The sequence below is a fragment of the Vibrio bathopelagicus genome, from assembly GCF_014879975.1.
GTDB classification, from domain to species: domain Bacteria; phylum Pseudomonadota; class Gammaproteobacteria; order Enterobacterales; family Vibrionaceae; genus Vibrio; species Vibrio bathopelagicus.
This window is the reverse complement of the sequence record NZ_CP062500.1, coordinates 1,858,383-1,882,372: the sequence shown is the minus strand read 5'-3', so window position 1 is coordinate 1,882,372 and position 23,990 is coordinate 1,858,383. Positions and strand designations below refer to the sequence as shown.

Genomic DNA, 23,990 nt, shown 5'->3' with positions numbered 1-23,990 from the left:
TGGTTAATTGGGTGAAAGGCTCTATGAGTGCTTTCACCTTGATAACTCTATCTAGAGGGATACTTAAGATTTGGCCTTTTTGGGGCGGAATTTTCGACCATCCATAATGTTCAAAGACATCAGTGTTAGGTTAGTGGCACCAGCAATAAGTTCTAACGCTTGAACGCCATAAAAGACTGCATCCATCTCTCCAGAACTCGCCCATTGATTCAAAAAGTAGGCTGCTGGGAGCAAAATAAAGATCCCGTTGAACGCAATGATTGGCATCCGTTTACTCTTACGTTCAACTATTTTTCCTTTTCGGTGCTTAGCCATTGCAGCACCTGTTGCGCCCGTAACTGCAATCGCTGGAACCAGAATGAATAATCCTGGGAATACGATCAGCGACTTAACCAGCTGTATCGACTCTGTGGTTCCAGTCAGTTCTACAATCAAGGTTGAAGAAAAGAATGTTGCAACACATAACGTAGCAACTACTGCAGCAAGTCGGTGGATTATTGGTTTCATATTGTTCTCTTCCATTTGTTATTTTGGTAACATGTTGTCAATATCGTTGAGTTTAAATTAATGACAGCATGTTGTCAAAGTGAGGCGTTGTGGATACGAATGGAGAAGTCTTTACCAAGATTGCTTTAGAGATCTTTAAGGTAAGTGGTTTATTAAATAATGAAGGCGATAAAATAACGGAAGAGTTTGGACTGAGTAGTGCACGATGGAAGGTGATGGGAGCGATTGAAAAATCAACTGACTTAGTCACAGTGTCACAAATTGGCCGTATTATGGGGCAAAGTAGGCAAGCCACTCAGCGTGTTGTTGACGTCATGGTTAAAGACGAGCTGGTGGCATGGTTAGATAATCCGAATCATAAGAAAGCGAAACTTGTGGAACTCACTGACAAGGGCAAGCAAACCTACAATTTACTCGATAAGAAACAAGCCGCGTGGGCAACTCAAGGTGCTGAAGGAATCGACAGAGATGAGCTAGATAAGGCTTTAATCACTTTAAATAAAATGGCCAAATTTCTTGAAAGAGAATAACTTAGGTGATCATCGCTGATGAACCTGAATTCTATGAGAAATTAGGCTACAAACTTGTGTCTCCTTCTTGCCAAGGAATGACAAAAAAGTTTAAACCTTGCGTATAATGAACGGATTCTAAAAACCAAAAAGTTTACACACTAGGTAAGAACATGAAGCAAAATATTGTCCATATTGCATTGGTCGTTAAAGATTACGATGAAGCCATCGACTTCTATGTAAACAAGCTGAATTTTGAACTTATTGAAGACACCTATCAGGCAGAACAAGACAAACGTTGGGTTGTGGTTGCTCCGCCGAATTCTCACGGCGTTACCTTATTGCTCGCAAAGGCTTCTAAGCCAGAACAACATGATTTTATTGGTAATCAAGCGGGTGGACGCGTATTTATTTTCTTGAATACCGATGATTTCTGGCGTGATTATGAGCATATGAAATCAATAGGGATTAATTTTGTCCGAGACCCACAAGAACAAGACTACGGTACTGTTGCTGTATTTGAAGATCTATACGGAAACCTTTGGGACTTACTTCAATTAAACCCTGACCATCCGATGGCAAAGAGATAAGCACAACAAGTCGGTTATTGTAGGGCGTTCTTAACATGCGTCCTACTAACTTACCCCACAAGCCACTAGAGAAATACGTATAATCTGACTCTTAAGCCATGGCACTTAAAGGTGGTGATGTTAAGCCTCTAATTGACTCGACTATTTGATGCGGCACTCATATCAAAACAAGGAAGACAGGTGGAAATAGTACAAGCGGCAATATCAGATTTAGAAAACTTTTATCAGTATTTAGACGTGCAGCTTTTAGACAATACTGGCGACGGCTCTCCACTTTTCCAACCTATTGCTAAACACGACTGTCGTGTTTCAGATTCTCTCAAAGCTAAGTTTAGAAATGGCTTCGAAGTTTCAATTGGTGAATCAGGCTGGCGAAAGCTTTGGGTCGTTAAAGACTCGTTTGGTCATATATTTGGCCACATTGATTTGCGCCACAATGGTGGGGAGTATGGTTTCCACCGCGTTTGTTTAGGTATGGGCGTTGATCATAGCGTTAGAAAACAAGGGTTAGGGAGTAAGTTAATTGAATCGGTCGTTCAGTTTTGCCGAGATACTCAAGGCATTGATTGGCTCGACCTCAATGTGCTATCAGATAACCTCCCGGCTAAGACGTTATATTTAAAATGCGGTTTTTCTGTCATTGGTGAAATGTCTGATTGCTATCGTATCGATGGTCAATCGATCTCTGAAATGACGATGACGTTGTGCACAAAAGATCTTCATAACTCACATCCATCTAACTAAATACCCGATTTAGGAGAATGCTTCATGGAAGAAATCAACAATGTCCTTCAGTTTATGGTTGAAATTGAAAAACTAAAATCAGTTCACCGCCAAACGAAACCAGTAGGGTTGGATCGCTACGAAAATTCAGCTGAGCATAGTTGGCACGTGTGCTTAAGTGCCTTGATGTTGAAAGACTACGCGAATGAGACGATTGATATTACGCGTGTCGTTAAAATGCTCCTGATTCATGATCTCGGGGAGATTGACGCCGGAGACACAATTATTTACGCCAGCGAAACGGAAGAAAATAAGTTAAAAGAGCGTAATTGTGTTGAGCGCTTATTCCAATCGTTACCCAATGATCTGCGTGAAGAGTATTTACAGTTGTGGTTAGAGTTTGAAGAAGGTGAGTCTCCAGAGTCGAAGTTTGCTAAAGCGATTGATAGAGTGCCTCCTTTATTACATAACATCCACGGTGGTGGTCATAGTTGGAAGAAGCACAATATCTCTAAAGACAAAGTGCTTTCTTTCAATGGTGAACGCATATCGAAGGGCAGTAACATGCTGTGGAATGCACTTGAAGTTCAGTTAGAAGATGCCGCAAAGAATGGTTTTCTGGAATAACGCTTGAGCCACAGTATTACACCGACTTCTCTTAGATAATAAGTCAAAAGACTATCTAACCTGTAACCCGACAGTTATGGAGCATTTATGATAACCGTTGAACGACTCAAGCCGTTGGATGTTGAGAGAGTCAAAAACATTCAATTAGCCGATGACCAGATCAAGTTCGCAGGAACCGCAGAGGCGTTTTTATTGAGTGGCAGTGAAACGATTCATTTGCACGTAATCAAACACAATGACGATGTTGTCGGCTTCTTTAAGTTAGATACCTCGTATGCTGCTGAGTATGATTTTTGTTCTGAACGTGGTTTGGGATTAAGAGCGTTTGCTGTCGACAAAAATCAGCAGGGTAAAGGTATAGGGACGTGCACTGTGAAGGCGTTATTTCCTTATTTGAAATCTAACTACTCCGAATACGACTCGATATATCTGACCGTTAATTGTAAGAACCCTGGGGCAGTCAGTTGTTACAAAAAGGGTGGATTCGTGGATACCAATGAAAGGTACTTAGGTGGTGAAGCTGGTCCGCAGCACATAATGAAAGGGCAAATCATATAGGCGTTGTTCGTATATGATGCTCAAACATCAAAGAGTGAAAGTGAGTGTAAGGTAATCAAGAGTTAAGCACTTCAGTTTTACTTTCTCTAATGTTTATCTTTTGGTAAAATCTAACAATGATTAAAGGCTTTCTGATCTGGGGGGATGTAATGGAATATGCAGTGGTTCTTTTTCATGTAACGTTGATTTGGACGCTTGCTGTCGCGACACCAGGGGCAAACGTATTACTAACGATTAATACGGCACTGAATTATGATCGCAAACTCGCGATGTTTTCTGCTTTTGGGGTCAGTGCAGCCATACTCTTGTGGGCGTTCTTTGGTGGTTCAGGGCTAGTGATCCTATTCTCTCATTTCCCTAACTTATTTAACCTTATGAAAGTCGTCGGCGGTTGTTACCTTGTGTATTTAGGGCTACGCCAAATCTATGTTAGCCGTAAAACCAAGAAGCTTGCTGAGGTGAGTGAACAGGCGCAGTGTCTATCACCATCTAAAAGGAAGGTGTTTTTGTCGGCTTTCATCACGAGTATTCTTAACCCAAAAACCGGCTTCTTTGTCGTTAGTCTATTTAGTGTCTCTATGCCTGAACATATGAGCGCGTCGATGATACTGGCTATTATGTTTACGATGTCCTCCATCACGCTGGTTTGGCATTTGTTTTTAGCGATGGCATTTTCCCACCATTCAGCCAAAAGTGTTTACGCTCGTATTTCCGGTGTTATGGATTACGTGACTGGGGGATTATTCACAATTTTTGGCATTAGAGTAATGACATCTTGATGTAACCGTCGATTTGTTCTGTATTATCCAAATAACAGCTTTGAGTTGTATCTAATCGGATACGAAAAAGTAAGTGAGAAAGTATGAGTATTAATGTGAAGTGGGGCGGAGAGTGCCAATTTAGCGTAACAACTGAGGGCGGTTTCAATTTTAACGTCGATGCCACCAGCAAAACGGCACCGTGTCCGACTGAGATTTTATTATCGGCATTAGGTTCATGCAGCGCAACAGACGTGGTGTTAATACTGCAAGAGCAAGGCTTTGAGATACAGAGTTTGGAAAATAATGTCACTCATACATTAACGGACGACGAGCCTCGTTTATATAAATCAGCGAACTTGCACTTCGTAGTTCAAGGACAAGGCATTTCAGAAGCTGATGTTGTGAAAGCCGCGAATGAAGCCGTTGCAAAGCATTGCCACGTTTGTTTGATGCTACAACCTAAGATCGAAATTACTTGTTCAGCAGAGGTTATGGCATAAAAAACGGGCAGATCGTAGTGATCTGCCCGTTTTAAAATCAATCATCTCAATCACACTGTGAGTAGCGTGAATCAGAAACGCTTATGCGCAGCACTTCTTGTATTTCTTACCGCTACCGCAAGAACATGGATCGTTACGGTTAGGTGTTTTTTCGAACGTCATTGTTTTTGGCTTGTTTAGCAACGTGTCGAACTCAAGCGTGTTTTCTTCTTTTTCTGCATCAACAGATACAGTCACGAAGATTGAATGCTCAGCGGCTATTGCTTCAACTTCTGTTTTGCGAGCTTCAGTTTGAACCATTACCGCAACTGGTGACTCTTCAGTACCCACTTTAACATCGCGGTTTACGTTGTAGCCTGCAAGAACGTGATTCTGTCTTGTTTCGATACGGCCTTTGAAAAATAGTTTCGACATTGGGTACTCATTAAAATTTGGGATGACGCTATTCCAATGCTGGGTAGCGTTATAGAGCGGGGGATTATACGCATATATTCCAATTGATAAAGCAATGATGTGAGCAAAGAGGACTTAGTCATTGTGACCTAACAATTGGCCGCTTGGTAACTTCTCAATTTTTTGCGTGGTTTGGAATAAGTTTTAAATTAGAGACAATAAGATTTCCCCTAATAGGGATTAGAGTGATAAATTCAAATCGTCAATTTAAACAAAGAGATAGTCTATGAAGTTAGATGCCATCCTGTGGGATTACGATGGAACCTTGGTCAATTCAGTTCCAAAAAATATCGCAATCACCAAAGACATTATCTCTGTGGTCGCGCCACATTTGTCCGGTGATAATTTACCGAAATATTTGTTGAGTGAGGCGCTTTATCATGAAGCTAACCACGGTGCTAAAAACTGGCAAGCCTTGTATGTCGACTACTACGGCCTATCACATGATGAAATGCTGATCGCTGGTGGGATGTGGGCGGAGCATCAAGAGAAAAATCAAACGCCAGTCTCGTTGTTTGATGGTTTGGAAACCGTGATTAATCAGTTCGCTCATCTGCCTCATGGTATTTGTTCTCAAAATTCTCAATTGAATATTCGTGGTGTACTCGACAGTTATGGCATTGGTGATTTGTTTAAATCGGTTATCGGCTATGACGATGTATCGAATGGAAACCAAAAACCAGATCCATTTGGTGGCATGAAGTGCGTTGAAAGAATCTTTGGTCAAGCTCCAACCGATGAACTTTGTTTGATGTATATCGGTGACCACGAAGCGGATACGCAGTTTGCTCGCAATATCGAAGCCGCACTTGGCGACAAAGCAAAAGTGATTGCAGTTGCCGCGGGTTATAGCCGCTCTGAACCTGAAAACTGGCAAACTAAACCCGATTACATTGCAAACAGTGTCGATGATCTTTTAATGATCATTGGTAAATATGCTTAATCAGTATTGTTTGGTTAAATCTAGTTAACTTGAGGATGAATAATGACACCAAAAGACGTGGTATTAGGTTTTTGGGATGTAATGCGCACCAACGATTTTGCTAAAGCGAGTGAATGGCTAGCAGAAGATTTTCAAGGTTATTGGCCGCAGTCGTCTGAACTGACGGTAGGCAGAGATAACTTCACTGCAATCAACTCTGAATACCCAGCGAATGGTGTTTGGAAATTTGAGCTCAACTCAATTGTTTGTGAGGGTGACACGGTAGTCACAGATGTGTCAGTAACTGATAGTGTATTAAACGATCGTGTGATTACCTTTCATACGGTGGCTGAAGGCTTAATTCAAAAGCAAACCGAGTTTTGGCCAGATGGTTTTGCTGCACAAGAGTGGCGATCGCAGTGGGTTAGCATTGTCAGTTAAGCGGGTCAGCATTGTCAGATAATAGGCTGTTAGCTCTTAGACTGTTAGCTTTTAGAGTATTGGCCCTTAGAACCGTAGATATAGAAATAACCAACATAAAAACAACTAGATAAACATAAGTCAGCGAGTTAGGAGATTTCATGAACAAGGTCGCAATCGTTACAGGTGGAAGCCGAGGCATTGGCGCAGCAACGTCGAAGTTATTGGCAAAACAAGGCTATGCCGTGTGTGTCAATTTCATACACAACGAATCAAGAGCCGATGAGTTGGTGACTGAGATTCGCGAACTGGGTGGAACCGCTATCTGTGTGCGTGCGGATGTGTCGGTAGAGTCGGATGTTAAATCCTTGTTTGAGATTGCTCGTAACAAACTGGGTCCAATTACCCACTTGGTGAACAACGCTGGAATCTTGTTTACACAATCAGCACTGGTCGATATTGAGATTGATCGCTTTGAAAAAGTCATGAAATCGAACGTATCGAGCTGCTTCTTATGCAGCAAAGCCTTTATCAAACAAGCTGATGGTGCAGGTTCTATTGTTAATGTATCGTCTGCGGCTTCAAGAACAGGTGCGCCATTTGAGTATGTGGATTACGCTGCGTCTAAAGGGGCGATGGATTCGCTTACTAAGGGCTTATCTCTTGAATTGGCTGCGCGTAATATCCGAGTCAATGGCGTAAGGCCTGGCTGTATCTACACAGAAATGCACGCCGATGGTGGAGAGCCTGATCGTGTAGACAGATTAGCTTCACAATTGCCATTACAACGAGGCGGTACGCCAGAAGAGGTCGCTAATTCAATTGCGTGGCTACTGTCGGATGAAGCGTCGTATGTGACTGGTTCATTTATTGATATTGCCGGCGGTCGATAGCACACGGAAGTCTTTACAAAAAGCGAATCAGTTAAAACCATAATCACGCAATAAAAGTACCTAACTAAAAGAACGAAACTAAGAGTACAAACATGAAAAACTATTTTGAAAATCCGTTCGTCGGAAAGTCACTCAAAGAACAAGTGACCAACCCAAACATCATTGTGGGCGAACACAGCTACTATTCAGGTTATTACCACAATCACAGCTTTGATGATTGTGCGCGTTATCTGCTGCCTGATAGGACAGACATCGACAAGTTAATCATTGGCAACTATTGCTCGATTGGTTCTGGTGCAGTCTTCATGATGGCTGGCAATCAAGGACACCAAAATCAGTGGGTGAGCACCTTCCCGTTTTTCTACCAAAACGATGAAAAATTCGAAGGCGCGGCAGACGGCTTTGCAAGGGCTGGCGACACCGTGATTGGCAATGATGTGTGGATAGGCACCGAAGCCATGATAATGAGCGGCGTGAAAGTGGGTGACGGCGCGATTATCGCGAGTAGAGCGGTGGTTACTAAAGATGTAGCACCATACTCGATTGTCGGTTCGAACCCTGCACGCCATATCCGTTATCGCTTTAATGATGCTGAAATCGCTCAGCTATTAGAAATGAAATGGTGGGAATGGAATGAAGAGCAAATCAAAGGCGCCATGACCTTAATGTGCTCTTCAGATATCGACGGCTTATATCAGTATTGGAAGGCCTTCGCTGCTTAATCCACTGTTATACGATTGAATTATTAGGCAACTGAATTAGCATGCGGCTGAATTAGATACCGGCTCCGACTTGGAAGTAGAGGGCGGTATCTTCTTCGCTGAACGCAATATCAATGCCTGAAATCAGACTATAACGCCTTGCGATAAGGTAACGGAAGCCAACACCGTACGCTGAGTGTGAGCTCTGATCGAACATATCGTTATCGCTGTCTCCGGCATAACCAACCCCAGTAAATACGCCTGTTGACCAACGCGGTGTCCACTGTTTGGTGACTTGTACTTCGGCAGTAAAGGTATGCTCACCTTGATAGCGATTGCGGGCGATGCCTCTAAGGTCAATGTCTGGATAATATTGAGGAGAAAGAACGCGTTCATTGGTTGATAACGACTTATATTGTCCTCGTAAAGCGAGATTCCATTCTTTGTTTAATTTCCAGTAGTTTAGCCCTTCTAGATTAAACGTTTGATACGTGTAGTCGCTGCCGATCGCATCGCCGAACCATAGGTATTCTGCGACATAGTTATAGCCTTGAGTGGGATTAAGAAAGCTGTTCTTACTGTCATATTCAGCAATCAAACCCAAGCCGGAAGAGGTCGGTGAAGAGTTACCGATATTGCTTAGGATCTCTTGTGCTTTAGGATGATTGTTCACAGAAAGAGTTGGTGCAAAGAACTGCTGCGAGAAACCCAACAGCCAAGATGTTTCAGGGATTCTAAATTGTAGTTTTTGAATTCCGCCCATGCCTTTTAGCCCTAGTTCAATCCCTTCATTGGGAGCGAGAGGCGCTAAAACATTGGAAGAGCTTTGACGGTAAAAGGTCATGTTGATATCGCCATAACCCAAACCACCCAAGTAGCGAATTGAGTCTTCCTTCCAACTGCGTTTGTGGCCAACAAACGCCATCCACGTGCCATTTTCTGTCGCAAAGCCACCAAACGCAGTGATCGCGGGTGTTAAAAGCTGCGCGCCGCCATCGATGGATTTCTCTGCAAGTTCTTTACGTGTGTTTTTCTGGTCTTCCGATTCATGAAGAAAGATGCCAGTGAAGCCGCCACCGTATCCCACTGCCGGTTCGGTAATCAGTATTGGAACGGGCAAAAACCCATAGGCATTTTCAGCCAGATATTCGCCCATATCTAAGTGGCCATCGATTTGATCAATAAAGCTCACAGCATGTGTGGTAGCAGAAACAAGCATAAGAGCACTTGCCGCTAAGGGTTTGAGAGTCATAACATTCCGTATTATTCACTATCCATTAAATTCAGTGTAATCAATGAAATAGATACCGCAATAAAACGAACGCTTTTACCTGAAATCTCTGTTCAAAAGGCGAATGGAACAGCGTTTACTATTGAATTGACTCTAGGTAAGTCAAAATATCGAGGGCCTCTTGTTTTGTGACAATACCTTGCCATGCAGGCATGCCACTTTCGACTTCACCTTCGAGTATGTCATCGGCCAGTGAGTTTTTAGTCGTGAATAACTTTCCAAGTTTATTAGGAATGTTGGCAGGCTTATGCGGCAAAGAGGCCGCGGTTGGGCCATCTCCTAAACCGGTATCGCCATGACACACCTGACAAAGCTGTTGATACTTGGTTTTGCCGTTCGCGAAGTGACTTGCATCGTCAAGTGATGCGGAGTTTACACTGAAAGTCATCATTGAAACTACGAAACCGAAACAAGCTAACACGTGTAATTTGGTTATGTTTTTCATTGTTTTATTCTCTATTTTTATTCAACAGGTAAAGAATAAGCACGGGTTGGTAGAAGAAACGTGAACGGTGGAATCGGTTCTAAACTGTTATTGGATAGCTGATTTACCTCAAGTGCGTGCCATCAATGTGATAAGAGTAAACGATTGATTATAAACAGTTTGCATAGTATAGCGTCTCGCATTAGCGTGATGGATGAATAGGAGGGGTATTATGATTAGTTGCAATGATTACGATTATATTGAGATTGTGTGTATGCACAGGTACCCAATTAAACTCACTATGACATCTGGTGAGCAGTTAGCGTGTGTTGCATTAGATACGAAGCGAAACCAAGCACGAGAAGAGTGCATCAAGGTCAGTGTTGAAGGTCAAGAACAGCTTGTCGTGTTAACTGAAATTACAGATTTAGAAGTCAGTGTCGACAACCCTCACTTTCAACATAAATCCTTTAAAACGTCATAGGTGCCTACATGAACCACACGATAGAGCAATGCTACTGCACCGAATGCCGCGAAGAGACACAACACGTTGTTATTTTGGTGAGGAAGGAAAGTGCGTTTGCAGATAAACCGAACCAAAAACGACATGAGTTCTGGGCGGGCGTCGTAAAAGGTTGGTTCCTTGGTCCGTTTATCGCGTCAATGGATGAGTTTTCTCGCCATCTTGTGTGTGAAAAGTGTGGCCATAAAGAGATTCAAGATTAGAATTGATCCAAGGTGGCGGCAGCGACATTGGTTAAGGAGTGAAAGCAGATGAAAGTAGAAACGATTGAAGCTGTAAAGGCGTATGGGTTTTCAGTAAGAACTACCAACAGTGACGAAATTGATCCAGCAAAGGCGAAGATAGGCCAATTATGGCAAGGGTTTTTCGACCAAGCTTTTCCTAAGCTGACTCCAAACTCAAAGGTCTATGGCGTCTACACCAATTACCAATCGGATTTTACTGGTGAGTTTGATGTTGTTGCGTGTACCAATGCACTGACCGATAACAATTTGGACGACCTAGTTGAAACCGAAATTGAAGCAGGTACGTACTTAACGTTCTCTGCTGAAGGTGAATTGCCACAAGCGGTTATCGATTTATGGGGAGAAGTGTGGGCTTATTTCAACGATCCAGATTGTCCACATACTCGAACTTACACGACTGATTTTGAGTTTTACAAAGGCGAAACGGCAGTCGAGATTTCGATAGCGATTAAGTAATCAGTTTGAAATGAACAAAAGGCTTAGCTTCTAGTATCCAGTTAAGTCTTTGAATATCTGTTCATTACAAAGAAGGTACAGTGTCACGTAATTGTTTTAATACCCACGCTTTATCTATCCCAGAATTCCCCTAGGTCACCCAAAAAGACAATCTTGTTTAGTTTCATTCCACAAAGGGTATTGCTTCATTACTTGGGTGTAGAGCTTGCTTTCAAGATGCGCTCTTAACCAACGTCCTACGTTCTGATATTCAGATTGTACAAACCACTTCTTTTCAACTCTCACGAACTGGCTTACAAACGGCATCACTGCAAAGTCTGCAAGGCTAGGGGTGTCGCCAAAAAAGTAATCATGATGGCTGAGTTTACTTTCCAATTCAGCAATAAATTCTTCGCAGTTGTGTCTGCGCTGCTCGCTATCGTCATTTCGGTAGCGCACCGAAGCGCGGTATTTTTCTAAGTAGCCAATGAACTCGTTGTCGTTGCGACCAATGAGCTCAAGAACTTGTTGGTTTAGAGCGGGGTTGCTTGAACGCATCAGATCTTGAGGATCGTTCTGTTCCAGTGCCCAAATCATCACCTCGATGCTTTGTTCTATAATCGTACCTTGTGGCAAAACAAGCACAGGTACCGTGCCTTTTGGTGAGCTGGCCAATAGTTCGCTAGGTTTATCTTTGGTGACGATTTCTCGTAGTAACACTTTTTGCTGGGATAAGGCGATCCCCATTCTTCCGCGCATAGCGTAAGGGCAGCGTCTTAAAGAATAAAGGATAGGTAAATCGGTTTCGTTTGGCATTATTGAGGTCATTTAGTTTGAAAAGTGTTGTTAGGTGGTAAAGAGATCGTGATGTAGGTAGAATACGCGGCTTAAAAATTATAAGTAAGTGAGCGACTTCAAAAATGAGCAGAAAGATTGAGTTATTAGCCCCAGGTGGCGATGTTGAGGCAATTAAAGCAGCCATCGTAGCAGGAGCTAATGCGGTTTATTGTGGTTTAGACACCTTCAACGCTCGTAACAGAGCCTCTAACCTTTCGTTAGATGAGTTGAATGGTGTGATTCGCCTTGCTCATGAATATGGCTGTGAAGTGTTTCTGACTCTTAACGTTGTGCTGCTGGAGCATGAAATTAAGAGCATCACTAAACTGCTAAACCAATTAGTGAACACCAAACTAGACGGCATCATCGTTCAAGATCTTGGCTTGTTCGATTTGGTGAAAAAGCATTTCCCATCATTGGATGTTCACGCATCGACTCAGCTGACTACGCACAATGAAGGCCAAATTAAGTTCTTATCTAAAATTGGCGCAACACGTGTTAACTTGTCTCGCGAACTCAACCTGCCTGAAATTAAGATGCTGACAGAAGTGGCGCACGATCACGATGTCCTGACTGAAGTGTTCGTACACGGTGCTTTGTGTATCGCATTCTCTGGCCAATGTTATTCAAGTTCTGTAAGTGTCGGTAATTCGGGCAACCGTGGCCGTTGTAGCCAAGCGTGTCGTGATGAATACGAAGTTACCAACGCGGGTAACAAGTTCCCACTGAACTTGAAAGATAACTCCGCTTACTACGACCTACCAGAACTTGTTGACGCAAAAGTTGACTCGTTGAAAGTAGAAGGCCGTATTAAAGGCGCACACTACGTATACACAGTGGTAGACACGTGGCGCAAACAGATTGATAGCTTTGTAGAAAGTGGTTTGTTGATCGAAGACGATTCGAACCTACACAAAGTATTCAACCGTGATTTCACCAACTCTTTCCTTAAGGGCAACCTAACGAAAGACATGTTCATCGATAACCCGCGCGACAACAGCATGAATTACGCTGTTGATAAAGCGACCAAAGAGAACAATGAAATCTCTGTTGTGCAAATTCAAGAAGTGACCAGCGATCTTTACGAAGCTAAGAATGCGCTAGGCAGTGAAATGCGCGACAAGATCGAGTTCCTTGATATTCGTAAAACACCGGTGTCATTGTCGTTTAGCGCGAAACTGGGTCAACCATTCACGGTAACAGTGAACACATCAAAAGAGAACTTTACGGTTCAATCTAAATCGCTTCTGATAGCGGCAGGTGAGAAGGCGATCGATCAAGAGCTACTTGAGAAGCGTTTTAAAGCTGTTAAGAGTGCAGTTCATACATTAGAGAGCTACAACTACGATAACCTTGATGCTGGCCTGATTATTCCTTTGAAAGAAGTGTCTAATCTTAAAGATGAAATCGACTTCGTTCTTAACGGTTCTGTAGAAGTGATTAAGCACGTTGACGTGCCTGCACTACCACAGCACCCTAAGGTGAACGACAAGCCAACTATGTCGATGCTTATCGCTGATGTGGAAGACTTACACCTGTGTGATGTGACTGAAGCGGATGTTTACTTCAAACTGCCTGAAAGCTTCAAGAAGCGTTGTAACAAGTACATCGATATCTTGGCAGCAAACCCACGCTTGATTCCTTGGTTCCCTGCAGTATTGATCGGTAAAGACTACGACGAAGCGGTTCGTATTCTTGAAGAGATCAAGCCAGCTCGTATCGTTACCAACAACACGGGTATTGCTTATAAAGCTTACGAAATGGGCATCGAGTGGGTTGCCGGTCCATTCATGAACACGACCAACTCTCATGCGTTGGTGACTTTGCAAGAAGAGCTTAACTGTGCCGGTGCTTTCATTTCGAACGAGATCAACAAAGGTCAGATTCGTCATATTCGCCGTCCAGAGAACTTCAAACTGTTCTACAGCATCTACCACCCAATCTTGATGATGACCAGCCGTCAGTGTTTCTTCCAAAGAACCGTCGGTTGTAACAAGCCAAGCATTGAAGCAGGTTGTATGTTGAAGTGTGAGAAAGCGACCACGATTACTAACGTGAAAGGCATCTCTTTCGCAGTTGATAAGCAGAAGGGCGGCTACCCAAGCATTTACAACCACGAACAGTTCTTAAACCATGACGCTGTAACGGATTTCTCTGGTTTGTTCGACGAATTCTTCATCGACTTAACCAACATCGGTGCAGGTTCGAAAGAAGTACAAGACAAAGTAGAGCTGATCAAACACTTCCAAGGTTTGATTGACGGCGTTGATGGTTCACAACAGAACCTAGAGCAGCTAGTCGAAATTCGTACTAACGCTCAATACGTTCAAGGTCTATAAGGCTTAACCGCTTATAAGTACTGTGAACCAATAAACAAAAGGCCACTCAAACGAGTGGCCTTTTTGTATCTGATAATTCTGATTATTCCGTAACGACTTCCTGTTTGAAGCATGGGCTCTTTAACGTGTTCATCTTTTCGATTTCGTTGGTTAAACGCAGTGAAAGTAGCGCTTTTTGGTTTGAAGCAAAATCGAACATAACGATGGTCGCAGTGCCGATTGTCGTCAGCTTTTGCTGAGTCTTACTGACGATCGCGTATTCCATGGTGAAGCGATCGTCTTGAATGTCGGTGACGCGAGAGCCAATCATCAGCGTGTCTGGATAGGTGACTGGTCGGAAATATTTACAATAAGTGTCACCAAGAACCGGACCAACTTTGGTAATCGCCATCTCTTCCATCAGCTCGACGTGTTTAAAGAAATCTAAGCGAGCGGTTTCGAAATAACGAAAATATACGGCGTTGTTAACGTGATTAAGTGCGTCCATTTCTCCCCAAGCAACTGGGATTTCGGTTACTACCGGGTAGTCAGATAATAGTGCTTCCATGCGAACTCTCTTATTGTTATTTAGGGAATAAGTTGTTATTGGAATAAAAACCCTACCGTCAAATTCACAAAACTGCAACACGTGTGATTTAAGTTTTTGAAGCTTGAAACCACACAATGTCAGGGACTTAGTTTTTCATGACTTAATGACTAGTCCCTCATTTACGCGCTTTTGCTCTATAACTTAGCTGCTGAGGTGTTTGAATTGCAGTTCAACCAATCGTTGGTACAGTTCACAGCTATTGATGAGTGACTGGTGGTCGCCGATGTCTACTAGCTGCCCTTTATCGAGTACTGCAATTTGGTCGGCGTGTTTAATTGTTGATAAACGGTGCGCGATAATGATCGTCGTTCTGCCACGCATTAATTCTTCTAAAGCTTGTTGAACATGATGTTCACTTTCGCTGTCTAGCGCACTGGTTGCTTCATCCAATAATAGAATATTTGGATCTTTTAAGATGGCACGTGCAATTGCAATACGCTGACGCTGACCACCAGATAATCTCACTCCACGTTCACCAAGAAAGCTGTGATAGCCTTCAGGTAAGTTCTGAATGAACTCGTGCGCGTGCGCTTTTTTCGCCGCTTCGATAACTTGCTCGTCCGTTGCTTCTGGGTTCCCGTATCGAATGTTATGGAACACATCGTTACTGAACAGAGCAGGCTGCTGGGGTACCAATGCCATCTGTTTTCTTAGCTCGTTCGGATCAAACTGATTCAGTTCAACACCGCCTAGTGTCACTTTACCCACTTGCGGGTCGTAGAAGCGTTGCAGCAGTTCGAATAGGGTAGTTTTACCTGCGCCAGACGGGCCAACCAATGCCAACACTTTACCTTCATGGGCAGTTAGCGTGAGGTTGCTTGTTGCGGGCTGGTCTGGTCTTGATGGGTAACAGAAGGTCACATCATCAAAAGCGACTTCTGGTGTCACGTTATCCAGTGATGTTGGATTTTCTACAGGCGCAACAATGTGGCTTTCAACTTGTAGAATCTCGATTAATCGCTCTGTCGCACCTGCCGCGCGTTGCAATTCACCCATCACTTCAGAAATCGTACCTAACGATGAAGCGACCATGATCGCATAGAAAACAAACGCAGCCAGATCACCCGCCGACATAGTGCCATTGATAACATCACTGCCGCCAACCCAAAGCATGCCTGCAATCGCGCTGAACACGATAACAATCACACCAGAGATTAGAATCGCACGCTGTTTAACGCGTTGGCGACCAATCTCGTAAGCCTTTTCCACTTCAATCGCAAATGACGCTTTCTCTTGCGCTTCTCGACTGTAGCTTTGCACGGTCTTGATGTGTTCAATGGCTTCGCCAGCATAAGAACCCACATCAGACATAGAATCTTGGCTTTGGCGAGAGAGGGCTCTTACGCGTCGACCGTATACAAGAATAGGAATCAGGATAAATGGCACAGAGGCCAACACGATAAGCGTGAGCTTTATGTTGGTCGCGAACAACATGATGATTGCGCCAATACACATCAGCGCGCTTCGCATCGCCATAGAAAATGACGAACCAATGATGCTTTGAAGTAGGGTTGTGTCGGTTGTGATACGTGACATGATGTCGCCACTGCCATTGGTTTCAAAGTAACTCGGGTGAAGCGTCACAACGTGATTGAAAACCGACAGGCGGATATCCGCACTCACACGCTCCCCAACCGAAGAGACCAAATAAAAGCGGAAGAAGGTGCCAATCGAGATCAACACGACCACCACCATGATGAATTGAATCGCACTGCCTAAGTCTGACAACGATTGTTGGCTGAAGCCTTGGTCGATAAGAAGACGAATACCGTGTCCGACCGAAAGGGTTAAGCTCGCCGTGAAGATCAACGCGATCAATGCTGCAATCACACGGCCTTTATAGGGCTGAATAAATTTGCCGAGCTCGAACAGAATACTGAGGCTTTTTTTCTCAGGTTTGGGTTCTGGCGTTTGTTGAGTCGGTCGCTGAGTAGAGTCGAGCGTGGAAGAGACATCGTTTTGCATATGACTGCCTTAATGTGTTGTCGCTTTAAGAATAGATGGCTTATTGCTTGTAATACGTGTTGTTCGCTGCTGAAAACTTGTTATTGAGAATCGATGCCATTAAAGCATTTATTGCCGCGTGACGCTTCCTAGGAAACTCAATTTCCAAAATTTTCTGAGCACTGAGTGAATCAACAGAAAATGTTCAAAGGGAAGATTAAGCATTTCCTGTGCACCAAGATGGTTGTGAAACTGGCTTTTTAACCCTAATTTTTATGCAGGCAATTCTAAATCAATAGGGAAGTGTGTTCATAGATTTACAACCCAGTGTTGATTTATAAATTACCAGTAAAACGTTTGCCTTTTATCTCTAAATCAACCTTATCAATGGCTTGTGATTTATAGACGTAAGACCAGTCATTGAGACTGTTTTTTATGCAATATTTGTTACAAAAATTCAACAAATTAGTTTTTTATACATTTATCTTGCATAAAAGTTCAGTTTAAATAGAATAACCAGCAAATGACAATTAATGCAGTAATCCGGCATGAGTATTCAAGTAAAGAGCATCAACAAATCATATGGCGATATCCAAGTTCTTCACGACATCAGTTTTAACTGTGAGAGTGGCGAAACCTTGGTACTGCTTGGCCCAAGCGGCGCTGGTAAGAGTTCACTACTGCGTGTTTTGAACCTGCTAGAAATCGCGGACAACGGCGAATTAGACATTGCTAACGAGCAATTCGATTTTGCTGGTCAGATCCAAGAGAAGCAGGGTCTTAAACTTCGTCGTAAAGTCGGCATGGTTTTCCAGCAATATAACTTGTGGCCACACATGACGGTAATGGAAAACTTGATTGAAGCGCCAACCAAAGTTGCAGGCTTAGATAAGCAAGAAGCCATCAAACAAGCAAAAGCGGTATTGACCACTTTACAGCTTGCAGACAAAGCAGACGCTTGGCCATTACAGCTTTCTGGCGGTCAGCAACAACGTGTTGCGATTGCTCGTGCTCTTATGATGAAGCCAGATGTATTGCTGTTTGACGAACCAACGGCAGCTCTCGACCCAGAGATCACCAACCAAGTTGTTAGCATCATTAAAGAGTTAAGCGGCACGGGGATTACTCAGGTTGTTGTGACTCATGAAGTTGATTTCGCTAAGAAGATTGCGAGCCATGTACTTTACCTTGAGAAGGGTTACATCGTTGAACACGGCACCAACGACGCATTTATCAATCCGCAGACTCCAGAGTTTGCAGAATATTTGACTCACTAGATTAGCTTGCTCATCAAAAGCAGGCTCATTAAAACCAAGTTAATGCATTAGTTTCAGCTAACACAACACGATTTAGTTAAAACAAATCAAATTATAAGAGTGGCCACAGGCCGCAATTACAGAGTATTCGGAGTAACAAAATGAAAAACATTCTACTAGCTTCACTTATCGGCCTTGCTTCTTTCAACGCAGCGGCTCAAGAAGAAATCAAATTCGCAATGGAAGCAACTTACGCACCATTCGAATACATGGACGAGAACAACCAAATCCAAGGTTTTGACGTAGACCTAGCAAACGCACTTTGTGAAGAGATGAAAGCGACATGTACTTTCCATAACCAAGCGTTCGATAGCCTGATCCCTGCTCTTAAATTCAAACGTTACGATGCGGCTATCTCGGCAATGGACATCACTGAAGCACGTCTTCAACAAGTGAACTTCTCTGATGCTTACTACGACAACTCTGCAGCATTCATCTCTATTGAAGGCAAAGTAGCAGATCAAGCAGCACTTGAAGGCAAGCGTATCGGTGTTCAAAACGGTTCTACTCACCAAAGCTTCTTGCTTGAGCAAATGACAGGTGTAACAGCTGTTCCTTACTCAAGCTACCAAGATGCATTTATCGACATGAAAAACGGTCGTATTGATTCTGTATTTGGTGACACTGCGGTAGTAGCGGAATGGTTTAAGAAGCAAGACAACCTAACGTACGTTGGCGACCAAGTAACAAACCAAGAATACTTCGGTAACGGTTTTGGTATCGCAGTAAACAAGAGCAACCCAGAGCTCGTTGCACAGCTGAATACAGCACTTGCAGCGGTTAAAGCGAACGGCGAATACGATAAGATCTTCAACAAGTACTTCGGTAAGTAATATGCAGTTAACGGGTTACTCTTTAGGGCTCGTCGAAGCAAGCTGGATGACAATTCAGCTTGCATTCGTAAGTCTATTGGTTGGATTAGTTTTAGCGGTACTGTTTGCTGGCGGTGAAATGTCTCGTCGTATTGCAATCAAATGGCCGACAACCGCGTTCGTGACAATCGTACGTGGTCTACCAGAAATCTTGGTGGTTTTATTTATCTACTTTGGCTCGACACAAGTGCTCTTCATGATCACTGGTGACTTTGTTGAAGTTAGCCCGTTCTTATCTGGTGTTGTTGCATTGTCACTTATCTTCGCTTCTTACGCTTCGCAAACCATTCGTGGTGCATTGAAAGCAGTAAGTAAAGGGCAGAGAGAAGCAGCGAGCGCATTGGGCATTCCTCAATCTCGCGCGTTCTTCAGGGTTGTATTGCCACAAGCAGTAAGACACGCACTACCAGGTTTAACGAACCAATGGTTGGTTCTATTAAAAGACACTGCACTGGTTTCATTGATTGGTGTAACCGATCTACTGAAACAAGCACAATTAACATCAGCAGCTACGCACGAAGCATTTACTTGGTACGCGACAGCAGCGGCTATCTACTTAATCATCACTTTAATCACGCAAAGGTTGGTAAAAGTAATTGATGGTAAGTTCTCTATTCAAGGTTTGGGTAACAAAGGGGCAATGGCATGAATCAACAATACCTCTCTCAAATGCTTGAAGGCTTAGCGACCAGTCTTCAATTAACAGGCGCTTCACTGCTTGTTGGTTGTATCTTGTCTTTGCTGATGACAATAACACTGATCCTAAGATTACCAGTTATACATTGGTTCACTCGTGGCCTTATTACGCTATTCACGGGTACACCATTATTGGTACAGATCTTCTTGGTGTATTACGGCCCAGGTCAATTCGATTGGATTCGTGAAAGCTTCCTATGGACATGGTTAAGCCAACCTTGGTTCTGTGCAATGTTAGCATTAGCTTTGAACACCGCTGCATACAGCACGCTACTGTTCAGAGGCGCATTCAACGCGATTCCAGCAGGGCAGTGGGAAGCGTGCCGTGCATTAGGCATGGACAAAGTAGCAACACTTAAAGTGTTACTGCCATACGCACTACGTCGCGCCGTTCCAGCTTACTCGAACGAAGTGATTCTAGTGTTCAAAGGCACATCACTGGCAAGCACCATCACCATCATGGATTTGATGGGCTACGCTCAGCGTATCAACGGCCAAACCTACGACACACTGACTGTGTTCGGTATTGCTGGCGCATTCTACCTAGCAGTAAACGGTATTTTAACGCTGATCTTCCGTCAGGTTGAGAAGAAGGCCCTCGCATTCGAAGCCGCGTAATCCTAGCCACTCCAAAGGTTAACTAACGTATAAAGCCTGCCATTTATGTTCGCATAGATGGCAGGCTTTTTTGTGTTTGGTGCATGCGTAGGGATACTGTGTTTATACACAGTTATGCGGGGGGGGATTCGCTAAAATCATACTATACGGAAAGATTCTGCACTTTGTCATTCAATGAGGCTATCTATGTTTTAAGTCACTGAAATTATGTAATTAATTGTGGTAGAGTCCCACCCATATGAAACTAGATAGAAAAATTCTGTATTTAAATGCAGAATTTTTCTGTCTAATAGCTGTTATGGCGCTCAGTAGATCTGCGGGAAATAATCAGAAAGGAATTCGGAAAAGATGATACGTAATTTTTACACTTGTGATAAAGATGTCGACGAAAATAGCCATGATGGAGAAGGTTCAATAGATATCTATCGTGCATTCAGACGTAAAGATTTCGATGGTGCTTGGGACTTTGCCATCCGTGTCGTTATGCCGCCGGGAAGCTCTATGGGTGAGCATACTCACGGAGACGATGAAGAAATGTATATCATTTTGAAAGGTGAAGGCACTATGACCATTGAAGGTGAGGACAGAAAGGTGGCTTCAGGAGATATGATAGTTAATAAACGTTTTGGCACCCATGGTTTGGTTAATACATCGGACAATGAAATTGAGTTACTAATAATCCAAGCAAGTCTAAAGTGAATCGCCATAACAAAGCGTTTAAGGCAGATTCGTAACGCGTGGCATTTTCGGTTTGATTCAGCTTAAGTGTTTACAGCACAATAGTTTAGGTTGTGTGGTTAGCGTTGCTCACTACTTAACGCGGCGTTAGCTTTCCTAGGAGGTCATCGTGACTAAATTACTACTAGTTATTGATATGCAAGAGGACTTTTTCCAGCAGGGTAGACTCGCTGAAAAAAGAACGGAATTTACTCGCTCATTGAATGAACTGGTACATGCCTTTCGTAGAGAAAGTCAGAAGATTATCTGGGTGCGACAAGTTTTTAAAGAAGACTTATCGGATACATATTTAGCGTTACGACAATCGAGTCAAAAGTGGACTATTGAAGGTACTAACGGCTGCGAGCTATTAATTGAGTTGTCTCGACATCCTGAAGAGCATGAAGTTATTAAAAAGCGCTATAGCGCTTTCTTTGAAACAGAGCTCGATGAAATCTTAAATGAAATGCCACCTAGTGAAATTGTAATTGCTGGTGTAAATACTCATGCATGCGTGAGAGTCACCGCTATCGATGCATATCAACGTGACTACCATTTGTTACTGGCCCAAGAGTGCATCGATTCGTACGACCAAGGTTGTCATGATGAATCATTTGGATACATGGTGAATAGTGGCATCGGAGTTCCATTATCCAACACTGAGATCATCGATAGATTGAAAAGCTAACAATAAATTTAAGAGTGATTCACAACGCTCGGCGCTTTCACATCAAGCCAGTTTAGTGTTTATGGCACAATGCTTAGGTAGGGTGGTTAGCGTTGTTCACACCTTAATTGGGCGTTATGTGATATGTCTAAATCGCGATATTGCTCGTATAAGTTTTCAATCAAATTGTATGTTAGTTTCATATGGTTAGGTTAGATAAGATCGACACCAAAGTGAAAGGAACAAGATGACAGAATCTCAAAATAAATGGTTTAAAAACTGGGCAAATAAACGACAAAAAGGTGCTGCTTACTACATAATCACTCAAACTTTAATCATTAGCGGGGGGCTCTTTCTCGGAAAACTTGCTGGTTTTGCTCTTTTTACTAACCAAAACCGATGGGTAGAGTTTCTCACTGAGTTGCCTACGACGGTGATGTTGTTATTAGCAATTGGTATTCCGTTTAATGTTATCTCTTGGTTTCTAGGAGAGTGGCGGTATAGAAAACTATCAGGTAAGCAAAATATCACATAACAAAGCGTTTAAGGCAGATTCCCAACGCTTGGTGTTTTGCATTCTAAGTTGGGTTAAGTGTTTATGGTATAAAGGTTTAGGTTAGGTGGTTTAGCGTTGCTCACTACTTAACGCGGCGTTATGCATCAAAAGGATAATCATGCAACTAGCTAATTTTACTGAAGACTATTGGCAGTTAAGAAACGGCGAGATTTGTCATAGTGACAATCCTAAAACATTTTGGATTCCATCACTAGAAAACCGAAAAGCCCTCCAAGTTGGTGATGCAGCGAAAGTAATCTTAGAAATCGAGTTTGAAGATGAAAATGGTAATGTCCATATTGAATCTGAACGAGGCTATGTCATCGTTTCAGAAATAGTGATGGACAAGTTTATAGGTATCTTAGACTTTCAACCATCTTGTATTGATCCCAAGGAGGTTGATGTTTATTTAGGCTTTGGAGTGGAAATTCCTTTTGGTGCCGAACATGTCATAGACATTGACCGACCACCAAAAGACTATGTTGATTGGCAGTTGGGGCAAAAGCCAGAAAAATGCTGGTACCGTCGCTGATGCATAACAATTGCTTCAACTTGACTGCCAACCTATGGCATTTTTACTTCGGTTTGGCTTTTATGATTAAGGTGGTCTGTTTGGGTTTGGTGCAGTTGGCAGCAAGTTAAGCGGGCGTTATATTAATTTTTAGGAGTGTTAGCATGCCAATGATTCCGGCATTTTGTGATGATTGCGGTACACCATTTTCATCAGGTATTTTTGTTGAGAATTGTCTTCATATGACTATGGCTGGTAATCGTTCAGGTCCTTGTCCCAATTGCGGTGGTATGGGAAGTATTCCTGACGGAGTATTTAACGTCATCGGAAGCGCAATTGAAATTCTGAACGCTCCAATTAGAACTATTGAACAGTTAAAAAGATATGCTCAGGTTCTCGATGAAGCCAAAAGCCAGGAGTTATCGCGAGAAGAAATTAAAACTAAAATTGACGAAGAGGTCCCTGAGCTTTCTTCTGTAAGTCAGTTTCTTCCCAAAAGCAGATCTGAGCTTTACGCATTTTTGGCATTAATTATCTCAGTTTTAGCTTATGTAACACCTTTAATGATGTCAGACGACGGTATGTCAGAAAAAGAAGTAGAGAGCTTAATTAATAACTCTGTCCAACAAATGTTGATGCAGCAGCATATTGATCGTCTAGAGAATGAAAATAAACAATTAAAAAGTTTTGAGTCTAACAAGCCAACCAGAAACTCTCAGTGTGTTTGTGGCTCGAATGAAAAGTACAAAAACTGTTGCGGTCAATTAATATAACAAAGCGTTTCAGACAGATTCCCAACGCTCGGCATTTTCAGTCCAATTGAGTTTTAGTGATTATGGTGCAATGGTTTGGGTTCAGTGGTTAGCGTTGCTCACTACTTAACGCGGCGTTAGTTGTACATCAGAATTCGTCTTCTTCTAATTCGTCTAGATACTCCGGTGAATGAATTGCACAATAATCAACATCGGCATTTTTATTTAGTATGTCGACTTTTATCTCAGCATCTTCCATGTAAAGAGCGTATTCACCGATAAATTCAACAGATTCAGGAACAACGATATGAGTTATAAAATTCATACTTAACGCCCCATACTCTAATCGCTGCAATGTGTTTGGCAGAATTATATTTGTTATCCAATTATGGCAAAATGCATTTCGCCCAATGATACGAACTTCAACGTTGTCAAAGTGGGAAGGTATTTCTATATCCCTATAATCAGCCTCGTAAGAAAGGAGCGTACCAGTT

Annotated in this window: 32 protein-coding genes and 1 pseudogene; 25 read left to right on the top strand and 8 right to left on the bottom strand. The window is 42.8% G+C overall.

From position 1 onward, the window contains the following. Positions 1-63 precede the first annotated feature (63 nt). Positions 64-507 carry a hypothetical protein gene (locus IHV80_RS08350; RefSeq protein ID WP_192888685.1) on the bottom strand — a complete coding sequence of 148 codons (444 nt, stop codon included), beginning with the start codon at positions 505-507 and terminating at the stop codon, positions 64-66. An 89-nt stretch (positions 508-596) separates the two neighbouring features. Here IHV80_RS08350 and IHV80_RS08345 point away from each other — a divergent pair, with 89 nt between their 5' ends. The 8 genes and pseudogenes from IHV80_RS08345 (at position 597) to IHV80_RS08315 (ending at position 4,775) form a co-directional block, all read left to right on the top strand. Beyond that, positions 597-1,037: a MarR family winged helix-turn-helix transcriptional regulator gene (locus IHV80_RS08345; protein WP_192888684.1), complete on the top strand. Its 441-nt coding sequence runs from the start codon at positions 597-599 to the stop codon at positions 1,035-1,037. An 8-nt stretch (positions 1,038-1,045) separates the two neighbouring features. Then, positions 1,046-1,144, top strand: a pseudogene (locus tag IHV80_RS25165) (GNAT family N-acetyltransferase); the annotation flags it as partial. Between the two features lie 45 nt (positions 1,145-1,189). Further along, complete coding sequence (locus tag IHV80_RS08340) at positions 1,190-1,606, top strand: VOC family protein (protein ID WP_017112026.1); 417 nt, start codon at positions 1,190-1,192, stop codon at positions 1,604-1,606. A gap of 180 nt (positions 1,607-1,786) precedes the next feature. Further along, positions 1,787-2,350, top strand: coding sequence for a GNAT family N-acetyltransferase (locus IHV80_RS08335; RefSeq protein ID WP_192888683.1), 564 nt, complete (start codon positions 1,787-1,789; stop codon positions 2,348-2,350). 24 nt (positions 2,351-2,374) lie between these two features. Further along, complete coding sequence (locus tag IHV80_RS08330) at positions 2,375-2,956, top strand: HD domain-containing protein (RefSeq protein WP_192888682.1); 582 nt, start codon at positions 2,375-2,377, stop codon at positions 2,954-2,956. Between the two features lie 87 nt (positions 2,957-3,043). Continuing rightward, positions 3,044-3,514 (top strand): GNAT family N-acetyltransferase, encoded by a 471-nt coding sequence (locus IHV80_RS08325; protein ID WP_192888681.1) that lies wholly within the window; start codon positions 3,044-3,046, stop codon positions 3,512-3,514. Positions 3,515-3,663: 149 nt separating this feature from the next. After that, the gene (locus IHV80_RS08320) at positions 3,664-4,293 is read left to right on the top strand and encodes a LysE family translocator (RefSeq protein WP_192890735.1); all 630 of its coding nucleotides are present in this window, start codon (positions 3,664-3,666) and stop codon (positions 4,291-4,293) included. A gap of 83 nt (positions 4,294-4,376) precedes the next feature. Continuing rightward, entirely contained in the window at positions 4,377-4,775 is a 399-nt protein-coding gene (locus tag IHV80_RS08315; protein ID WP_192888680.1) for an OsmC family protein, read from the top strand. A gap of 81 nt (positions 4,776-4,856) precedes the next feature. Here IHV80_RS08315 and IHV80_RS08310 read toward each other — a convergent pair whose 3' ends face one another. After that, positions 4,857-5,189 (bottom strand): PBPRA1643 family SWIM/SEC-C metal-binding motif protein, encoded by a 333-nt coding sequence (locus tag IHV80_RS08310; protein ID WP_192888679.1) that lies wholly within the window; start codon positions 5,187-5,189, stop codon positions 4,857-4,859. A 265-nt stretch (positions 5,190-5,454) separates the two neighbouring features. Between IHV80_RS08310 and IHV80_RS08305 the strand changes: the two genes are divergently transcribed. From IHV80_RS08305 to catB, 4 genes are all read left to right on the top strand, one after another. Continuing rightward, a complete protein-coding gene (locus IHV80_RS08305) occupies positions 5,455-6,171 on the top strand; it encodes an HAD family hydrolase (protein ID WP_192888678.1) in 717 nt (238 codons plus the stop codon). Between the two features lie 42 nt (positions 6,172-6,213). Further along, positions 6,214-6,591 carry a nuclear transport factor 2 family protein gene (locus IHV80_RS08300; RefSeq protein WP_192888677.1) on the top strand — a complete coding sequence of 126 codons (378 nt, stop codon included), beginning with the start codon at positions 6,214-6,216 and terminating at the stop codon, positions 6,589-6,591. A 140-nt stretch (positions 6,592-6,731) separates the two neighbouring features. After that, positions 6,732-7,463 (top strand): SDR family oxidoreductase, encoded by a 732-nt coding sequence (locus tag IHV80_RS08295; RefSeq protein WP_192888676.1) that lies wholly within the window; start codon positions 6,732-6,734, stop codon positions 7,461-7,463. A 92-nt stretch (positions 7,464-7,555) separates the two neighbouring features. Continuing rightward, positions 7,556-8,185, top strand: coding sequence for a type B chloramphenicol O-acetyltransferase (catB, locus tag IHV80_RS08290; RefSeq protein ID WP_192888675.1), 630 nt, complete (start codon positions 7,556-7,558; stop codon positions 8,183-8,185). A gap of 52 nt (positions 8,186-8,237) precedes the next feature. Here the strand turns inward: catB and IHV80_RS08285 are convergent, their stop codons facing one another. Further along, positions 8,238-9,416 (bottom strand): BamA/TamA family outer membrane protein, encoded by a 1,179-nt coding sequence (locus IHV80_RS08285; RefSeq protein ID WP_192888674.1) that lies wholly within the window; start codon positions 9,414-9,416, stop codon positions 8,238-8,240. A 118-nt stretch (positions 9,417-9,534) separates the two neighbouring features. Next, a complete protein-coding gene (locus tag IHV80_RS08280) occupies positions 9,535-9,900 on the bottom strand; it encodes a c-type cytochrome (protein WP_192888673.1) in 366 nt (121 codons plus the stop codon). 211 nt (positions 9,901-10,111) lie between these two features. On the opposite strand from IHV80_RS08280, the gene IHV80_RS08275 reads away from it, so the two are divergent. The 3 genes from IHV80_RS08275 to IHV80_RS08265 are packed head-to-tail and all read left to right on the top strand — an operon-like array spanning position 10,112 to position 11,103. Beyond that, entirely contained in the window at positions 10,112-10,363 is a 252-nt protein-coding gene (locus IHV80_RS08275; protein WP_192888672.1) for a Rho-binding antiterminator, read from the top strand. A gap of 8 nt (positions 10,364-10,371) precedes the next feature. Further along, on the top strand, positions 10,372-10,605 hold the full coding sequence (locus IHV80_RS08270; protein ID WP_192888671.1) for a hypothetical protein: 234 nt from the start codon (positions 10,372-10,374) through the stop codon (positions 10,603-10,605). A gap of 48 nt (positions 10,606-10,653) precedes the next feature. Then, a complete protein-coding gene (locus IHV80_RS08265; protein ID WP_192888670.1) occupies positions 10,654-11,103 on the top strand; it encodes a GyrI-like domain-containing protein in 450 nt (149 codons plus the stop codon). Positions 11,104-11,238: 135 nt separating this feature from the next. Here IHV80_RS08265 and IHV80_RS08260 read toward each other — a convergent pair whose 3' ends face one another. Next, complete coding sequence (locus IHV80_RS08260) at positions 11,239-11,898, bottom strand: glutathione S-transferase (RefSeq protein WP_192888669.1); 660 nt, start codon at positions 11,896-11,898, stop codon at positions 11,239-11,241. 104 nt (positions 11,899-12,002) lie between these two features. On the opposite strand from IHV80_RS08260, the gene IHV80_RS08255 reads away from it, so the two are divergent. Next, positions 12,003-14,258 (top strand): peptidase U32 family protein, encoded by a 2,256-nt coding sequence (locus tag IHV80_RS08255; protein WP_192888668.1) that lies wholly within the window; start codon positions 12,003-12,005, stop codon positions 14,256-14,258. Between the two features lie 82 nt (positions 14,259-14,340). Here IHV80_RS08255 and IHV80_RS08250 read toward each other — a convergent pair whose 3' ends face one another. After that, on the bottom strand, positions 14,341-14,805 hold the full coding sequence (locus IHV80_RS08250; protein WP_192888667.1) for an acyl-CoA thioesterase: 465 nt from the start codon (positions 14,803-14,805) through the stop codon (positions 14,341-14,343). A 183-nt stretch (positions 14,806-14,988) separates the two neighbouring features. Continuing rightward, positions 14,989-16,812, bottom strand: coding sequence for an ABC transporter ATP-binding protein/permease (locus IHV80_RS08245; protein ID WP_192888666.1), 1,824 nt, complete (start codon positions 16,810-16,812; stop codon positions 14,989-14,991). 527 nt (positions 16,813-17,339) lie between these two features. Between IHV80_RS08245 and artP the strand changes: the two genes are divergently transcribed. The 9 genes from artP to IHV80_RS08200 all read left to right on the top strand — a co-directional run bounded on the left by artP (position 17,340) and on the right by IHV80_RS08200 (position 23,517). Next, complete coding sequence (gene artP / locus IHV80_RS08240) at positions 17,340-18,068, top strand: arginine ABC transporter ATP-binding protein ArtP (RefSeq protein ID WP_102433859.1); 729 nt, start codon at positions 17,340-17,342, stop codon at positions 18,066-18,068. A 140-nt stretch (positions 18,069-18,208) separates the two neighbouring features. After that, a complete protein-coding gene (locus IHV80_RS08235; protein WP_192888665.1) occupies positions 18,209-18,940 on the top strand; it encodes an arginine ABC transporter substrate-binding protein in 732 nt (243 codons plus the stop codon). A gap of 1 nt (position 18,941) precedes the next feature. Then, positions 18,942-19,628: an arginine ABC transporter permease ArtQ gene (artQ, locus tag IHV80_RS08230; protein WP_192888664.1), complete on the top strand. Its 687-nt coding sequence runs from the start codon at positions 18,942-18,944 to the stop codon at positions 19,626-19,628. Further along, complete coding sequence (gene artM / locus IHV80_RS08225; protein WP_192888663.1) at positions 19,625-20,293, top strand: arginine ABC transporter permease ArtM; 669 nt, start codon at positions 19,625-19,627, stop codon at positions 20,291-20,293. The genes artQ and artM overlap by 4 nt, the downstream gene beginning before the upstream one ends. A 348-nt stretch (positions 20,294-20,641) precedes the next feature. Continuing rightward, a complete protein-coding gene (locus IHV80_RS08220; protein WP_192888662.1) occupies positions 20,642-20,992 on the top strand; it encodes a cupin domain-containing protein in 351 nt (116 codons plus the stop codon). A 148-nt stretch (positions 20,993-21,140) separates the two neighbouring features. Then, a complete protein-coding gene (locus IHV80_RS08215; protein WP_192888661.1) occupies positions 21,141-21,698 on the top strand; it encodes a cysteine hydrolase in 558 nt (185 codons plus the stop codon). Positions 21,699-21,924: 226 nt separating this feature from the next. Next, the gene (locus IHV80_RS08210) at positions 21,925-22,212 is read left to right on the top strand and encodes a hypothetical protein (protein ID WP_192888660.1); all 288 of its coding nucleotides are present in this window, start codon (positions 21,925-21,927) and stop codon (positions 22,210-22,212) included. Between the two features lie 139 nt (positions 22,213-22,351). Further along, positions 22,352-22,765, top strand: a complete 414-nt coding sequence (locus IHV80_RS08205; RefSeq protein ID WP_192888659.1) for a hypothetical protein — start codon at positions 22,352-22,354, stop codon at positions 22,763-22,765. Positions 22,766-22,908: 143 nt separating this feature from the next. After that, a complete protein-coding gene (locus IHV80_RS08200) occupies positions 22,909-23,517 on the top strand; it encodes an SEC-C metal-binding domain-containing protein (RefSeq protein ID WP_226088477.1) in 609 nt (202 codons plus the stop codon). A gap of 127 nt (positions 23,518-23,644) precedes the next feature. Here IHV80_RS08200 and IHV80_RS08195 read toward each other — a convergent pair whose 3' ends face one another. Next, positions 23,645-23,863, bottom strand: a complete 219-nt coding sequence (locus IHV80_RS08195) for a leucine-rich repeat domain-containing protein (RefSeq protein WP_264158434.1) — start codon at positions 23,861-23,863, stop codon at positions 23,645-23,647. Positions 23,864-23,990: the final 127 nt, after the last annotated feature.

Excerpts from the sequence above, each read along its gene's own strand:
- IHV80_RS08220 (WP_192888662.1), top strand. The coding sequence starts at position 20,642 with ATGATACGTAATTTTTACACTTGTGATAAAGATGTCGACGAAAATAGC.
- IHV80_RS08235 (WP_192888665.1), top strand. The coding sequence starts at position 18,209 with ATGAAAAACATTCTACTAGCTTCACTTATCGGCCTTGCTTCTTTCAAC.
- IHV80_RS08205 (WP_192888659.1), top strand. The coding sequence starts at position 22,352 with ATGCAACTAGCTAATTTTACTGAAGACTATTGGCAGTTAAGAAACGGC.
- IHV80_RS08280 (WP_192888673.1), bottom strand. The coding sequence starts at position 9,900 with ATGAAAAACATAACCAAATTACACGTGTTAGCTTGTTTCGGTTTCGTA.
- artQ (WP_192888664.1), top strand. The coding sequence starts at position 18,942 with ATGCAGTTAACGGGTTACTCTTTAGGGCTCGTCGAAGCAAGCTGGATG.
- IHV80_RS08270 (WP_192888671.1), top strand. The coding sequence starts at position 10,372 with ATGAACCACACGATAGAGCAATGCTACTGCACCGAATGCCGCGAAGAG.
- IHV80_RS08320 (WP_192890735.1), top strand. The coding sequence starts at position 3,664 with ATGGAATATGCAGTGGTTCTTTTTCATGTAACGTTGATTTGGACGCTT.
- IHV80_RS08310 (WP_192888679.1), bottom strand. The coding sequence starts at position 5,189 with ATGTCGAAACTATTTTTCAAAGGCCGTATCGAAACAAGACAGAATCAC.
- IHV80_RS08260 (WP_192888669.1), bottom strand. The coding sequence starts at position 11,898 with ATGCCAAACGAAACCGATTTACCTATCCTTTATTCTTTAAGACGCTGC.
- IHV80_RS08200 (WP_226088477.1), top strand. The coding sequence starts at position 22,909 with ATGCCAATGATTCCGGCATTTTGTGATGATTGCGGTACACCATTTTCA.
- IHV80_RS08350 (WP_192888685.1), bottom strand. The coding sequence starts at position 507 with ATGAAACCAATAATCCACCGACTTGCTGCAGTAGTTGCTACGTTATGT.
- IHV80_RS08340 (WP_017112026.1), top strand. The coding sequence starts at position 1,190 with ATGAAGCAAAATATTGTCCATATTGCATTGGTCGTTAAAGATTACGAT.
- IHV80_RS08325 (WP_192888681.1), top strand. The coding sequence starts at position 3,044 with ATGATAACCGTTGAACGACTCAAGCCGTTGGATGTTGAGAGAGTCAAA.
- IHV80_RS08315 (WP_192888680.1), top strand. The coding sequence starts at position 4,377 with ATGAGTATTAATGTGAAGTGGGGCGGAGAGTGCCAATTTAGCGTAACA.
- IHV80_RS08255 (WP_192888668.1), top strand. The coding sequence starts at position 12,003 with ATGAGCAGAAAGATTGAGTTATTAGCCCCAGGTGGCGATGTTGAGGCA.
- artM (WP_192888663.1), top strand. The coding sequence starts at position 19,625 with ATGAATCAACAATACCTCTCTCAAATGCTTGAAGGCTTAGCGACCAGT.
- IHV80_RS08285 (WP_192888674.1), bottom strand. The coding sequence starts at position 9,416 with ATGACTCTCAAACCCTTAGCGGCAAGTGCTCTTATGCTTGTTTCTGCT.
- artP (WP_102433859.1), top strand. The coding sequence starts at position 17,340 with ATGAGTATTCAAGTAAAGAGCATCAACAAATCATATGGCGATATCCAA.
- IHV80_RS08295 (WP_192888676.1), top strand. The coding sequence starts at position 6,732 with ATGAACAAGGTCGCAATCGTTACAGGTGGAAGCCGAGGCATTGGCGCA.
- IHV80_RS08305 (WP_192888678.1), top strand. The coding sequence starts at position 5,455 with ATGAAGTTAGATGCCATCCTGTGGGATTACGATGGAACCTTGGTCAAT.
- catB (WP_192888675.1), top strand. The coding sequence starts at position 7,556 with ATGAAAAACTATTTTGAAAATCCGTTCGTCGGAAAGTCACTCAAAGAA.
- IHV80_RS08210 (WP_192888660.1), top strand. The coding sequence starts at position 21,925 with ATGACAGAATCTCAAAATAAATGGTTTAAAAACTGGGCAAATAAACGA.
- IHV80_RS08275 (WP_192888672.1), top strand. The coding sequence starts at position 10,112 with ATGATTAGTTGCAATGATTACGATTATATTGAGATTGTGTGTATGCAC.
- IHV80_RS08265 (WP_192888670.1), top strand. The coding sequence starts at position 10,654 with ATGAAAGTAGAAACGATTGAAGCTGTAAAGGCGTATGGGTTTTCAGTA.
- IHV80_RS08250 (WP_192888667.1), bottom strand. The coding sequence starts at position 14,805 with ATGGAAGCACTATTATCTGACTACCCGGTAGTAACCGAAATCCCAGTT.
- IHV80_RS08245 (WP_192888666.1), bottom strand. The coding sequence starts at position 16,812 with ATGCAAAACGATGTCTCTTCCACGCTCGACTCTACTCAGCGACCGACT.
- IHV80_RS08330 (WP_192888682.1), top strand. The coding sequence starts at position 2,375 with ATGGAAGAAATCAACAATGTCCTTCAGTTTATGGTTGAAATTGAAAAA.
- IHV80_RS08300 (WP_192888677.1), top strand. The coding sequence starts at position 6,214 with ATGACACCAAAAGACGTGGTATTAGGTTTTTGGGATGTAATGCGCACC.